Here is a 13,391-nt window from a genome sequence, read left to right on the forward strand (position 1 = left end):
TATCAGTTCCTCCAGAAAGGTGGTGATGTGGCCAGGACGAGCCTGCTCAAGACATGAGGTAGCGAAATGGTTCAGGGCTTCTCCAAGGAACCCGGCACCCACGGGCCGCTCACCGAGATCCCGCCGGAGGGCCAGCGGAAGATCACCCGCTGGGCGGCGGCGATCGCTCTGGGCGGCTTCCTGTTCGGCTTCGACACCGGCGTCGTGTCCGGAGCCCTGCTGTACGTCAAGCAGGACTTCGACCTGAACTCCTTCGAGCAGGGCAGCGTGGTGAGCGTCCTGCTCATCGGCGCGGTGATCGGGGCCACCTCGGCCGGCCGGCTCTCCGACAGCCTCGGCCGGAGGAAGGCGCTCGGCCTGGTCGGCGTGGTGTTCATCATCGGTACGGCGATCGCGAGCACGGCGAACGGTTACGCCGTGCTCATGGTGGGCCGCGTCATCCTCGGACTCGCGGTCGGAGCGGCGTCGGCGACGGTGCCGGTCTACCTCTCCGAGATCTCGCCCACGAAGATCCGCGGCCGGCTGCTCACGATGAACCAGCTGATGATCACCCTCGGCATCCTGATCGCCTACCTGGTCAACCTCGCCTTCTCCAGCAGCGAGATGTGGCGCGCCATGTTCGCCGTCGGCGCGATCCCGGCCGCTCTCATGGTGGCGGCGACCCTGTGGTTCCTGCCCGAGTCGCCGCAGTGGCTCATCGCCCACGGCCAGGCCGAGAAGGCGCGCAAGGGCATCGCCTCGGTCTCCGACGAGGCCACGGCGGACGCACTGGTCGCCCGCGCCCAGCACCGGATCGACGAGGAGCGCGAGCAGCGGAAGCGGAACGCCGGGACGTCCGGCCACGGAAACAGGCGGCTGCTCGCCCCCGACCTGCGTCCGGCGCTCATCGTCGGGCTCACCCTCGCCGCCGTTCAGCAGTTCGGCGGCATCAACACGATCATCTACTACGCGCCGACCATCATTCAGCAGACCGGTCTGAATGCGTCGAACTCCATCTTCTACTCCGTGTTCATCGGCCTGATCAACCTGGTCATGACGCTCGTCGCGATCCGCCTGGTCGACCGGGCCGGCCGCCGCGTCATGGTCCTCGTCTCCCTGGCCCTCATGGCGGTCTCGATCTTCATGCTGGGGCTGGCGTTCGTGGTCGGCATGAACTCGGTGCTGACGCTGCTGTTCATGGTCATCTACATCGCCGCCTACGCGGGCGGCCTCGGCCCGGTGTTCTGGACGCTGCTGGGCGAGATCTTCCCGCCGTCGGTCCGGGCGGAGGGATCGAGCGTGGCCACGGCGGTCAACTGGATCTCCAACTTCATCGTCAGTCTCGCCTTCCTGCCCGTCGCCTCCGCTCTCGGTCAGGGCGAGACCTTCTGGATCTTCGCCGCGATCTGCGTGTTCGCGTTCTTCTTCGTCGGCCGCTACCTGCCCGAGACCAAGGGCCGCGACCCCGAACAGATCGAAGCCGCGCTGGACGCCCGCTTCGGGCGCGACCAGGGCCCGCCGGACAGCCCCTCGAAGGCGGCCACGCCCCAGAAAGGACGGTCGTGATGACCGAAACACTCCTCAGCCCTCCCGAGATGGAACAGGCCGACGCGCTGGTGCTCTTCGGCATCTCCGGCGACCTCGCCAAGAAGATGCTGCTGCCCGCGCTGTACCGGCTCACCGAGTCCGGCAAACTCACCGTGCCGGTCATCGGCGTGGCGGGCACCGACTGGGACGACGACGCCCTGCGCCGCCACGCGCGGGAGGCGGTCGCCGCCGAGGACGCCGACATCGACGAAGAGGTCTTCGCCCGATTCGCGGCGAACCTGTCCATCGTCACCGGGGACTTCACCGACGCCGCCACCTTCGCCAAGCTGCGCGAGGCCGTGGCGGGGCACGGCTTCGTGACGTACTACCTCGCTATCCCCCCGTCGCTGTTCACCGGCGTCGCCGCCTCACTGGCCGCCGAGGGCCTCAACCGGAACGCCCGGCTGGTGGTGGAGAAACCGTTCGGACACGACCTCGCCTCGGCGCGGAAGCTCCAGGACGAACTTTCCGCCGCCTTCGACAACGCCCATCTGCTCCGCGTCGACCACTTCCTGGGCAACCGCGCGGTCGAGAGCCTGATGGTCTCCCGGTTCGCCAACACGCTCCTCGCGCCGATCTGGCACCGCTCCTACGTGGACAACGTGCAGATCACGCTGGCCGAGGACTTCGACGTCGCCGACCGGGGCTCCTTCTACGACGCGGTGGGCTGCCTGCGCGACGTGGTCCAGAACCACATGCTCCAGGTCCTGGCGCTCCTCGTGATGGAACCGCCGAGCGCCACCAACGCGCAGGCGCAGGGGCTGGAGAAGTGGCGGGCGCTGCACGCGACCCGCACCATGGACCCCGCCGACACCGTGCGCGGCCAGTACGACGGCTACCGGGACGTCGAGGGCGTCAAGCCGGACTCCACCACGGAGACGTACTTCGCGACCCGGATGTTCGTCGACAACTGGCGCTGGGCGGATGTCCCCTTCTACCTCCGCAGCGGCAAGGCGCTGGCCGTCACCGCCACCGAGGTCGTGGTCGAGCTGCGCAAGCCGCCGCTGGAACTCTTCGGCGGCGACGACATCCAGACGCCGCCGAACACCATCCGCTTCCGCATCGACGGCGACACCGGCATCAGGGCGGACCTGATGCTGAACAAGCCCGACAGCGCCGCCGGACCGCTGACCGTGCCCATCGGCGTCGACTTCGCGCAGGTCCTGGGACGTCAGGAACTCCCGTACGAGAACATCCTGTACGGGGCCGTCGTCGGCGATCCCGAGTGCTTCGCCTTCTTCCCCACCGTCCTGGAGTGCTGGCGCATCGTCGGCCCCGTCCTCGACCCGGTCGAGCCACCGCTGCCGTACGCACGGGGAAGCTGGGGCCCGGAGGCGGGCGACCGGCTCCCCGGGCTGCGCAACTGGCACGAGCTGGGCCCCCGCCTGTTCGACGACTCCCCGCCGGCCGGGCGTAGGCCCGGCGTCGCACCGCACGGGTGAGGGCCGGCGGCGAACCGTCCTCACCAGGGGCGAGGGGAGTGGACGATGCACGAGGTGTGGCCGCGCGTCAGGGACAACCTGTGGCCGGTGCTCCAGCAGTCGGTGGCGGCCGCGCTCTCCTGGTGGATCGCCGGGAACGTCTTCGACCACCACGTCCCGCTCTTCGCCCCGATCGCGACCCTCGTCGCGCTCAACACACCTGTGGGCGGGCGCGGCACCAACGCGGTACGCGTCATGGCCGGGGTCATCGCGGGCGTGATCGTCGGGCAGTTGGCTTTCCGCTTCCTCGGCCACGGTGACGGGGCGGTCGGTGCCGCCGTGCTGTGCGCGCTCCTCGTCGCGCTCCTCATCGACGGTGAGCGCATCACGATGGCGCAGGCCGCCGTGGGCGCGGTGATCTCCGTCGCGGCCGGGCAGCAGGCGGGCATCGACCGGGTGCAGGACGCCCTGCTCGGCGCGGGCGTCGCGCTCGTGTTCAGCCAGGTCCTCTTTCCGCCGCACCCGTTCAGCCTGCTCAGACGGTCCGAGACCGATACGTTGAAGGGGCTGGGCCGCGCACTGGAGCTGACGGCCCGCACGCTGGACGCCTCGGCCGATGAGCGCGAGGACCAGCCGTGGAAGGAACTGCGCCCGGTCTACACCCTGTTGAACGATCTCGGCCGCACCCGCGACGACGCCATCGCCGTCGCCCGCCGGACGCCCCGCTGGCGGGGCCGGCGGGAGCCCATCCAGCAGGAGATCGCCGCCACGCGCTACCTGGACCTGCTCGGCAACAGCTGCCTCACCCTCATCCGGGGAGCCACGATTCTCGATCCCGCGCACGGGCGCGTGTTCGCTACCACGGTTCGCGGGCTGTCCGGGGTCCTGGACGCGCTGGCGGCCGCACGCGGAAGTCACGCGGTGTTCCAGCACGCCGCCCGGCGGACCCTCGACATCGTCCGGGGTGCCCCGGAGCGGGGCACGGCCGTGCCGGTCGCGGTGTGGGAGAGCGTACGGCTGGTCGCGGCGGACATCCTGGTCTTCGCCGGCGCCGACGCGGATGAGGCGGAGCGGGCCGTGCACGACGGGTCCACCGACATCACCGTCGAACGCCGGGCGCATCCAGGGGAGTAGGAGGCCCGGCGTCGCCGTGGACGACGACGGCCGGGAGCCCTGACGGCCCCGTTCCCCTTCCGGACCGTGGAGCCCTACCGGTCCCCTTCCGGTGCGGGCTCCCGAGGGGCGTCCGCGAGATGTACACGCAGAAGCTCCGCCACCTCGTGAGCGGCCTGTTCGGGGATCCAGTGACCGATGCCGGTCAGGGTGTGGAGGGTGTACGGGCCGGTCACCAGCCCGCGGGTGTGCGCGGCGCCCGCCTGGCCCACGGCCGGGTCGCTGTCGCTGTTGACGAACAGGGTGGGGACGGCGACCTTCTTCAGCTGGTTCGGCGTGCTGAACGGCATCGCCCGGTACCAGTTGAGCGCGGGGGTGAGCGCGCCCGACGTCACCAGGTGTTCCATGTCCCGGACGAGGCGCTCAGGGGCCTGTCCCGCCGCCAGGCGCCCGGAGGTGCGCGGACTCGCGGCCGGGTCCACGTGGCGGATCAACAGCTCAGGGAGCCAGGGCACCTGGAAGGCGAACATGTACCAGGACTTCAGGAACTGGCGGCTGGTGAACATGGCCCGCAGGAAGGCGGCGGGGTGCGGGACCGAGAGCGCGGTCAGCGTGGCCACCGCGTCCGGCCGGGCGGCGGCCAGCGTCCAGGCGACCGCGGCTCCCCAGTCGTGCCCGACCACGTGGACCCTGCGGCCGCGGGGGGCGGCCGTCCCGATGAGGGCGACGACGTCCTCCACCAGCTGGGACATGCGGTAGGCGAACCGGCCGCGGGGCCGGGCCCGCGGCGAGTACCCCCGCTGGTCGGGGGCGAGGGTGCGATAGCCCCGCGCGTGCAGCAGCGGTGCGAGCAACTCCCAGGAGCTCGCCGTCTGCGGGAAGCCGTGCAGGAGCACCACGAGCTCTCCGTCGAGCGGCCCCTGGTCCACGACGTCGAAGACCAGACCGTCGCGGGCGTACGAAGTGATCCGCCGCCCGTCCTCCCGGTCCGGGGGCAGGGCGCCCGCGCCGCCGGGGGACCGGCCACTGTGGTGCGTATCCATGAACGCTCCTCTGCCGTCGGCGGGTTCGCGCGTGCGGGCGCTGATTACATGTGGCTGCCGGGGCGCGTGTCAAGGGGGACCGTCCGGCACGGGAGGCCGTCCGCCGCGGGAGGCCGGCGCTCCGCGGCGGCGGTGCCCCGGCCGTACCGGCGGTGCCCCGGCCGTACCGGCGGCGCCGGTCGTCCGGAGGGCCGCCGCCGGTCCCTACGGCGGTGGGCCCTGCCGGAGTTCAGCCCCCCGGCGTGAATCCCGGACCGGTGAGTCGGGGTGTCTGCCGCGGGTCGTCGGCGCGGAGTTCGGAGGGGAGGAGGGCATCGGGGAAGGACTGGTAGCAGACCGGGCGGAGCCAGCGCTCGATCGCGAGCGCGCCGACGCTTGTCGTTCCGGGGGAACTCGCCGCCGGCCACGGGCCTCCGTGCACCATCGCGTGGCAGACCTCCACGCCGGTGGGCCAGCCGCCCCACAGGACGCGGCCCGCCCGCTCCTCCAGGACCGGCAGCAGGTCCAGGGCCGTCGGCCGGTCGGTCTCCGTCCCGTGCAGCGTGGCCGTCAGCTGGCCCTCCAACTGTTCCAGGAGATCAGCCAGTTGTGCTGTGTCCGACCAGCGCACGACGAGCCCGGCCGGGCCGAAGACCTCGCCGGTGAGCACCTCGTACGCGGTGTACGCCTCCGCGTCGCACTCCAGGAGTACGGGGGCCGGCGCGTACGGGCCGGGGCCGGCCGTGCCTCGGGCCGCCTCGCGCACGCCGGGGACGGCCTCCCATCGGCGTACCCCCTCCGCGTACGCGCGGGCGACCGCCGGGCTGAGCATGACCTGGCCCTCGGCGGCGCCGAGCAGGCGGGCCGCCTCCGCGAGGAACGTGTCGCCCGCCGGCCCTGACGGCAGCAGCAGGAGGCCGGGGTTCGTGCAGAACTGGCCCGCGCCGCCGGTCAGCGACGCCACGTACGCCGCGGCCGTCCCCTCCGGGGCGGCGAGGGCCCCGTGGAGCATGATCACCGGATTGACCGAGGACATCTCCGCGTGCACCGGCACGGGCACGGGGCGGGCCTGCGCGGCGGCGATCAGGGCCAGTCCGCCCGCACGGGAGCCGGTGAAGCCCACCGCAGCGATCCGCGGATCGCGGACCAGGGTGAGGCCGACCTCGTGGCCCCGGCCCACCAGCAGGGAGAACACGCCGGCCGGCATCCCGGTCCGCGCGGCGGCGGCGGTGACCGCTCGGGCCACCGCTTCGCAGGTGTTCGGGTGTGCGGGGTGCGCCTTGGCCACCACCGGGCAGCCGGCGGCCAGCGCGGACGCGGTGTCACCGCCCGCGACCGAGAACGCCAGCGGGAAGTTGCCCGCCCCGAACACGGCCACCGGGCCGAGGGGGATGCGCCGGAGCCGCACGTCCGTGCCCGAGGGGCCGGACGCGATCCGGGCGCCGATCGCCGAGCCGCTCCTGACGAGGTCTGCGAAAAGACGCAACTGGCCGCACGTGCGCGCGCGTTCGCCGGTCAGACGGGTCAGGGGCAGCCCGGTCTCGCGGGCCGCCGCCTCCAGGAGGGCATCTCCCAGCGCCTCGATCTCCTCCGCGCACGCGTCGAGGAAGGCCGCCCGCCGCTCGGGCGGCAGGGCGCGGAAGGCGCGGGCGTCCGCCGCGGCCTGCCGGGTCGCCTCGGCCACCTGCGCCGCCGAGGCGTCGCGGTGCGGGGGGCCGAACGTTTCACCGGTGGCGGCGGCGACCGCGTGCCAGGCGTCCCCGGTGCCGGGGGCTTCGCGGCCGGCCAGGAGCGAATGCCCGGTGAGGTGTGCGGTGGCGGGTCGGGGGACTCCGGTCCGGGGCTCGTCGTCGGTCCGGGGCGTGTCGTCGGTCGGATGCACGGCTCTGCGTCTCCCTGTGCGCGCCGGGGAAGGGCGCGCGGTCGTCGGGTGCCCGGCGAAATTCGTTCGGGCGGTGGCGTTGTCCTCGGGTCGTCCGGATGTATAGCCTAAGCAATGGCATGTGACATTGCACTAGGGGGAGGCCATGAAAGTCGTCGTCGTCGGCGCGGGCATCGTGGGCGCCGCCTGCGCGTTCCACGCCGCTGCCGCGGGCCTCGACGTCACGGTCCTCGACCGGGGGCCCGTCGGCGCGGGGACCACGAGCCGGGGAGAGGGCAACATCCTCCTCTCGGACAAGGAGCCCGGACCCGAGCTGGAGCTGGCCCGGCTCAGCCGCACCCTGTGGGACGAGGCGGGGGAGGAACTCGGCGCGGACACCATCGAGTGGGAGGCCAAGGGCGGTCTGGTCGTGGCCGGTACGCCCGAAGCCCTCACGGCCCTGCACGCCTTCGCGGAGCGCCAGGCGGCGTCCGGTGTCCGTACCGTACGCGTCGACCGCCCCGCCGACCTCGAACCGCACAGCGCGCCCGGCCTCCCCGGCGGCGTCCACTACCCGCAGGACGCCCAGGTCCAGCCCGTCCTCGCGGCGGCCGCGCTGCTGCGGGCCGCTGTCCGGCGCGGGGCCCGGACGCACACCGGGGAGGCCGTCGCCGCCGTCACGGGAGCCGGGGGACGGATCACCGGGGTGCGCACCGCCGACGGCACCGTGCTCGCCGCGGACGCCGTGGTCAACGCCGCCGGCACCTGGGGCGGCGAGGTCGGCCGCAGGCTCGGCGCCCCCGTCGAGATCCTGCCGCGCCGGGGCTTCGTCCTCGTCACCGAACCCCTGCCGCCGATGATCCGGCACAAGGTCTACTCCGCCGACTACGTCGCCAACGTCGCCTCCAGCGACGAGGGACTGGAGACCTCCTGCGTCGTCGAGGGGACCCGCGCGGGCACCATCCTGATCGGCGCCAGCCGCGAACGCGTCGGCTTCGACACCTCGATGAACCCGGCCGTGGTGGCCGTGCTCGCCGCCCGCGCGTGCCGCCTCTTCCCGTTCCTGCGCGGCGTCCACCTGATCCGCGCCTACCGGGGCTTCCGCCCGTACTGCCCGGACCACCTGCCGGTCGTCGGCCCCGACCCCCGCGTCCCCGGCGTCCTCCACGCGTGCGGCCACGAGGGCGCGGGCATCGGCCTCGCCCCCGGAACCGGCGCCCTCATCACCGCCCAACTGCTCGGCCGCCCGTGGCACGGCGCCGACCCGGCCGCCCACACCGGCCTGCTGCCCGACCGATTCCTCACCACCGGAGGTGTGCCGACGTGACCGCAGTGACCGCGTTCACCGTGGACGGCGAGCCCTTGCCGTTCGTACCGGGACAGACCCTGGCCGCCGCGCTCGTCGCCTCGGGCCGGATCGCCTGGCGGACCACGCGGGGCGGACGGCGGCCGCGCGGGGTCTTCTGCGGGATCGGCGTCTGTTACGACTGCCTCGTGACCGTCGACGGCACGGGCGGGCAGCGCGCCTGCCTGGTGCAGGCCCGCGCGGGTATGACCGTCACGACGGGGGAGGGCGACGATGCGTGAGCCCTCGGAGCGCGAGGCGGGCGAACGGCCCGAGCCCCCGGACCTCGTGGTCGTCGGCGCCGGCCCCGCCGGCATGGCCGCCGCCGCGACCGCCCTCGACGGCGGGCTGCGGGTCGCCCTCGTCGACTCCGGCGCCGCCCCCGGCGGCCAGTTCTGGCGTCACCCGCCCGACCACGCCCGCGAGACCGTTCCCACCGCCGGCCTGCACCACGCTCTGCCCGCCTACCGTGCTTTCCGCGCCACCCTGAACGCCCACCGGCACACCGGGCGGCTCGCCCTCCTGCTGAACCACCACGTATGGACCGCCGTCCGCGAGGAACACGGCTTCGCCGTCCACGCCGTGGACCGCTCCCGCCCGCCCGAGGAGCGCGCCGTCCTCCTGCGCGCCCCTGCCCTGCTGGTCGCGACCGGCGCGTACGACCGCCAACTCCCCTTCCCCGGATGGGACCTGCCGGGCGTCCTCACCGCCGGCGGACTCCAGTCGCTGCTCAAGGGCGGGGGAGTCACCGCGGGCCGCCGGGTGGTCCTCGGCGGCACCGGCCCCTTCCTGCTGCCCGTCGCCGCCGCCCTCGCCGCACGCGGGGCCGAGGTCGTCGCCGTGTGCGAGGCGGCCGCGCCCACGGCCTGGCTGCGCCGGCCCGGACCGCTGCTGCGCAACCCCGCCAAGTGGGCCGAAGCCGCACGGTACGCGGCCGTACTCGCCCGCCACCGGGTTCCGGTCCGTACCCGTACCGCCGTCGTCGCCGCCGAGGGGGAGGGCCGGGTCACCGTCGTGCGCACCGCGTCCCTCGACGCCGACGGGCGGCCGGTCCCCGGCACGGAGCGCCGGATCGACGCCGACACCGTGGGGGTCGGCTGGGGCTTCGTCCCCCAGCTCGACCTGCTGCTCCCGCTCGGCTGCGAGCTCGCCGACGCGGGCGACGGCACCATGGCCGCCGCCGTCGACGACGGGCAGCGCACCACGGTGCCCGGCGTGTACACGGCGGGCGAGACCTGCGGAGTGGGCGGGGCCGCGCTCGCCGTGGGCGAGGGCCGCCTCGCCGCCGTATCGGTGCTCGCCGACCTCGCCGCGCCGGGACGGCCGGACCACCGGCGCCTGGCCGCCGCGCGCCGGACGGTGGCCCGGCACCGCGCCTTCGCCCGTGCCCTGGCCCGCGCCCACCCCCTGCCCCCGGCCTGGTCCGCCTGGCTGACCGACGACACCACGGTCTGCCGGTGCGAGGAGGTCACCGCGGGAGCCGTTCGCACCGCCCGCACCGAGGGCCCGGCATCCGACCACCGCCAGGTCAAACAGCTCACCCGGGCGGGCATGGGCTGGTGCCAGGGCCGGATGTGCGGACCCGCCGTGCACTGCCTCGTCGCCCCCCGCGGCCGGCCGTACGTCCCCGCGGAACGGCTGATCGCCACCCCCGTCACCCTCGGCGCGCTCGCCGATACCGCCGAGCCGCCTCCCGACCGCACCTGTCCGATCACACCCGACTGAGGAGACCGATCCCATGGACAGCACGAACCGCACGGACGCCACCGACCGCACCCGCCTGCCCTGGCACGGCGTCATCGTCGCCACCAGCCTTCCGTTCGGCCGGGACCTCGCCGTCGACTTCGGGGCCTACGGGGACAACGTCGCCTGGCTCGCCGGACAGGGCCTGCACGGCGTCGCCCCGAACGGCTCGCTCGGCGAGTACCAGACCCTGACGGTCGAGGAGCGCGACCGCGTCGTGGAGACCGCCGTCGCGCACGCGCCCGAGGGCTTCACCGTGATGCCGGGCGTCGGGGCGTACGGTGCGATCGAGGCGAAAAGACACGCCCAGTTCGCCAGGGACGCCGGGTGCCAGGCCGTCATGTGCCTGCCGCCCAACGCCTACCGGGCCGACGACCGCGCCGTCCTGGAGCACTACGCGGCGGTCGCCTCCGCCGGGCTCCCCGTCACCGCCTACAACAATCCCATCGACACCAAGGTCGATCTGCGCCCGGAACTGCTGGCCAAGCTGCATGCCGAAGGGTTCATCGTGGGGGTGAAGGAGTTCTCCGGCGACGTACGCCGCTGCTACGCCATCAACGAACTCGCCCCCGGCCTCGACCTCGTCATCGGCACCGACGACACCCTCCTGGAGGTCGCCGTCGCCGGGGCCAAGGGGTGGGTCGCCGGCTACCCCCAGGTCTTCCCGCGCGCCTGCCTCGACCTCTACCACGCCTCGCTGGCCGGTGATCTCGAGACGGCGCTGCCGCTCTACCGCAAGCTCCACCCGGTACTGCGCTGGGACAGCAGGACCGAGTTCATCCAGGCGATCAAGCTCGGCCAGGACATGATCGGCAGGACCGGCGGCGTCTGCCGCCCGCCCCGGCAGCCCCTGAGCCCGGAGAACGAGGCCGTCGTCCGGTCGGCCACCCGGTCCCTCATCGACGCGGGGGTCAACTGACGTGCGTTCACAGGTCTGTTACCACGCGGTCGACTCGCACACCGAGGGCATGCCGACGCGGGTGATCACCGGCGGGGTGGGCGTCCTGCCGGGCGCGACGATGGCCGAGCGGCGGGAGCGGTTCATGGCGGATCGCGACGGCCTGCGCACCCTGCTGATGTGCGAACCGCGCGGGCACGCGTCGATGTCCGGCGCGATCCTCCAGCCCCCGACCCGGCCGGACGCCGACTTCGGCGTGCTGTTCATCGAGGTCTCCGGCTGTCTGCCCATGTGCGGCCACGGCACCATCGGCGTGGCGACGGTCCTCGTGGAGACGGGCATGGTCCAGGCGGTCGAGCCGGAGACCCTCATCCGCCTCGACACCCCCGCCGGTCTCGTCACGGCACGGGTCGCCGTGCGCGACGGGCGCGCCGAGTCCGTCACCCTGGAGAACGTCGCCTCCTACAGCCACGCGCTGGACCAGGTCGTGGAGGTGGCGGGGCTCGGCCCGGTCCGCTACGACATCGCCTACGGCGGAAACTTCTACGCCATCGTCCGCACCGACGACCTCGGCATCCCCTTCGACCGGGCCGAGAAGGGGCGGCTGCTCGACGCCGGCCTGGGCATCATGGACGCGATCAACGAGCAGAACCCGGTGGTCCACCCGGAGGACTCCGCGATCGACGTCTGCCACCACGTCTACCTGGAGGCGCCCGGCTCCACCGCCGAGCGTTCGCGGCACGCCATGGCGATCCACCCCGGATGGTTCGACCGCTCGCCCTGCGGAACGGGAACCAGCGCGCGGATGGCCCAACTGCACGCGCGGGGACTGCTGAAGACCGGGCAGGACTTCGTCAACGAGTCCTTCATCGGCTCCCGCTTCACCGGCCGGCTCCTGGCGGAGACCACGGTCGGCGGACGCCCCGCCGTCCTGCCCTCCGTCACCGGCCGCGCCTGGATCACCGGGACCGCGCAGTACCTGCTCGACCCCACGGATCCCTATCCGGCGGGATTCACCGTATGACCTCCGGCGCCGCGCCCGAGGTGGCGATCTCGTCGGAACCCCCACCGTCGGCATCGCCTTCGGCGGAGCCGTGTCCGCCGTACTCCCGGTGGACGGGCTCGCCCCCGGCCCGCGCGTCCGGCTGCGGGACGGCACCGCGCTCATCGCCGCCGGACGCGAGATCCATGACGCCCTGAACGCCGCCCGCGCCGCCGAACACCCCGACGGCGACCGGCTGCCCGGCGTCCACGGGACGGTGTACACCGAGGAGGCCGATCTCCCGGCGCCGACGGCCTGGCGACACCCGGCTGTCGCGCCACCGCGACGTCACGGTCCTCGCGGACGGCCGGCCCGACCGCTCCCCGTGCGGCTCGGGCGCCGCCGCACGGGTGGCTCTCCTCGCCGACGCCGGGAGCCGCGCACCGGGGACGAACCGCTCCACGCGTCGGTGGTGGGTTCCGTCTTCAGTGCCCGGATCGAGCGGACGGCCACGGTGGCCGGTTCGGTGTGAAGGCCGCCACCGTGGCCCCCGGCAGCACCGCGCGCGGAATGCGGCGGACCGACGCCACCCATCTGCCGGGTGGGGAGCGCCTGCTTCCGTGGCGTGACGCGGGGAGGGCAGGTCGCCGGCTCCCTCGGCAGCGGCCCGGCTCCGGCGTCGGGCCACCCCGACAGCTCCGGCGTCGGGCCACCCCGACACCGGAGTCAGCGCGCCCCGAGCCTGCGGGACGGGGCAGCGCGGTCGGCCTGTTCCTTCCGGGCCGCCCACAGGGTCCGGACGTGCGCGAGGTGGCGGCGCATGTGTTCCTCGGCCGCTTCCGCGTCGCCCTCGATCATGATGTCCAGCAGTGCGGTGTGTTCCTGTGCCGAACCCACCAGCGACCCTTCCTGGGACAGGTCGGTGAGTCCGTACAGCCGGGAGCGCTTGCGCAGGTCGGCCACCGTCTCGACGAGGCGCGCGTTCCCCGCGAGGGCGAGCAGGTCGAGGTGGAAGCGGCGGTCCGACTCCAGGTAGCCGATCAGGTCGCCCCGCTGCGCGGCGGCCACGATCTCCTCGGCCACCGGGCGCACGGCCTCCAACTGCTCGCGGGAGGCCGTGTGGGTCACGCGGCCGATGGTGGGGATCTCGATGAGGGCGCGGATCTCCGTGTACTCGTCCAGGTCCCGCTCGGACAGCTCGGTGACCCGGAACCCCTTGTTGCGCACCGCCTCGACGAGGCCCTCGCGGGCCAGGTCGAGCATGGCCTCGCGCACGGGCGTGGCGGAGACGCCGTACTCGGCGGCGAGGGTGGGAGCGGAGTAGATCACGCCGGGCTGGAGCTCTCCCGCTATCAGCGCGGCACGCAGCGCGTTGGCCACCTGATCGCGCAGATGCTCCTGCACCGAGATGAGTTTGCGGGACTTCAGCTCACTCATGCG

The 13,391-nt window shown here is 73.6% G+C and carries 12 protein-coding genes; 9 read left to right on the plus strand and 3 right to left on the minus strand.

Going from position 1 to position 13,391, the window contains the following annotated elements; all coding sequences use genetic code 11:
- Positions 1-66 precede the first annotated feature (66 nt).
- From QFZ71_RS24620 to QFZ71_RS24630, 3 genes are read left to right on the plus strand one after another with little or no spacing between them, the layout of a single operon-like run.
- Complete coding sequence (locus QFZ71_RS24620; protein WP_307670336.1) at positions 67-1,545, plus strand: sugar porter family MFS transporter; 1,479 nt, start codon at positions 67-69, stop codon at positions 1,543-1,545.
- Positions 1,545-3,008, plus strand: coding sequence for a glucose-6-phosphate dehydrogenase (gene zwf, locus QFZ71_RS24625; protein WP_307670337.1), 1,464 nt, complete (start codon positions 1,545-1,547; stop codon positions 3,006-3,008). Before QFZ71_RS24620 ends, zwf begins: the two co-directional genes overlap by 1 nt.
- 45 nt (positions 3,009-3,053) lie before the next feature.
- Positions 3,054-4,121 carry an aromatic acid exporter family protein gene (locus QFZ71_RS24630; protein ID WP_307670338.1) on the plus strand — a complete coding sequence of 356 codons (1,068 nt, stop codon included), beginning with the start codon at positions 3,054-3,056 and terminating at the stop codon, positions 4,119-4,121.
- 74 nt (positions 4,122-4,195) lie between these two features.
- On the opposite strand, the gene QFZ71_RS24635 is transcribed toward QFZ71_RS24630, so the two are convergent.
- Positions 4,196-5,143: an alpha/beta fold hydrolase gene (locus QFZ71_RS24635; RefSeq protein ID WP_307670339.1), complete on the minus strand. Its 948-nt coding sequence runs from the start codon at positions 5,141-5,143 to the stop codon at positions 4,196-4,198.
- 229 nt (positions 5,144-5,372) lie between these two features.
- A complete protein-coding gene (locus QFZ71_RS24640) occupies positions 5,373-7,004 on the minus strand; it encodes an aldehyde dehydrogenase (NADP(+)) (RefSeq protein ID WP_307670340.1) in 1,632 nt (543 codons plus the stop codon).
- 145 nt (positions 7,005-7,149) lie between these two features.
- Between QFZ71_RS24640 and QFZ71_RS24645 the strand changes: the two genes are divergently transcribed.
- The 6 genes from QFZ71_RS24645 to QFZ71_RS24670 all read left to right on the plus strand — a co-directional run bounded on the left by QFZ71_RS24645 (position 7,150) and on the right by QFZ71_RS24670 (position 12,580).
- Positions 7,150-8,310 carry an FAD-binding oxidoreductase gene (locus tag QFZ71_RS24645; protein ID WP_307670341.1) on the plus strand — a complete coding sequence of 387 codons (1,161 nt, stop codon included), beginning with the start codon at positions 7,150-7,152 and terminating at the stop codon, positions 8,308-8,310.
- A complete protein-coding gene (locus QFZ71_RS24650) occupies positions 8,307-8,570 on the plus strand; it encodes a (2Fe-2S)-binding protein (protein WP_307670342.1) in 264 nt (87 codons plus the stop codon). Before QFZ71_RS24645 ends, QFZ71_RS24650 begins: the two co-directional genes overlap by 4 nt.
- Complete coding sequence (locus tag QFZ71_RS24655; RefSeq protein WP_307670343.1) at positions 8,563-10,053, plus strand: FAD-dependent oxidoreductase; 1,491 nt, start codon at positions 8,563-8,565, stop codon at positions 10,051-10,053. Before QFZ71_RS24650 ends, QFZ71_RS24655 begins: the two co-directional genes overlap by 8 nt.
- Before the next feature lie 13 nt (positions 10,054-10,066).
- Complete coding sequence (locus QFZ71_RS24660; protein WP_307670344.1) at positions 10,067-10,990, plus strand: dihydrodipicolinate synthase family protein; 924 nt, start codon at positions 10,067-10,069, stop codon at positions 10,988-10,990.
- Between the two features lies 1 nt (position 10,991).
- Positions 10,992-11,993: a proline racemase family protein gene (locus QFZ71_RS24665; RefSeq protein WP_307670345.1), complete on the plus strand. Its 1,002-nt coding sequence runs from the start codon at positions 10,992-10,994 to the stop codon at positions 11,991-11,993.
- 287 nt (positions 11,994-12,280) lie between these two features.
- The gene (locus tag QFZ71_RS24670; RefSeq protein WP_307671568.1) at positions 12,281-12,580 is read left to right on the plus strand and encodes a proline racemase family protein; all 300 of its coding nucleotides are present in this window, start codon (positions 12,281-12,283) and stop codon (positions 12,578-12,580) included.
- Between the two features lie 97 nt (positions 12,581-12,677).
- Here QFZ71_RS24670 and QFZ71_RS24675 read toward each other — a convergent pair whose 3' ends face one another.
- On the minus strand, positions 12,678-13,388 hold the full coding sequence (locus tag QFZ71_RS24675; RefSeq protein WP_307670346.1) for a GntR family transcriptional regulator: 711 nt from the start codon (positions 13,386-13,388) through the stop codon (positions 12,678-12,680).
- Between the last annotated feature and the right edge of the window lie 3 nt (positions 13,389-13,391).

The organism is Streptomyces sp. V2I9 (assembly GCF_030817475.1).
Lineage (GTDB): Bacteria > Actinomycetota > Actinomycetes > Streptomycetales > Streptomycetaceae > Streptomyces.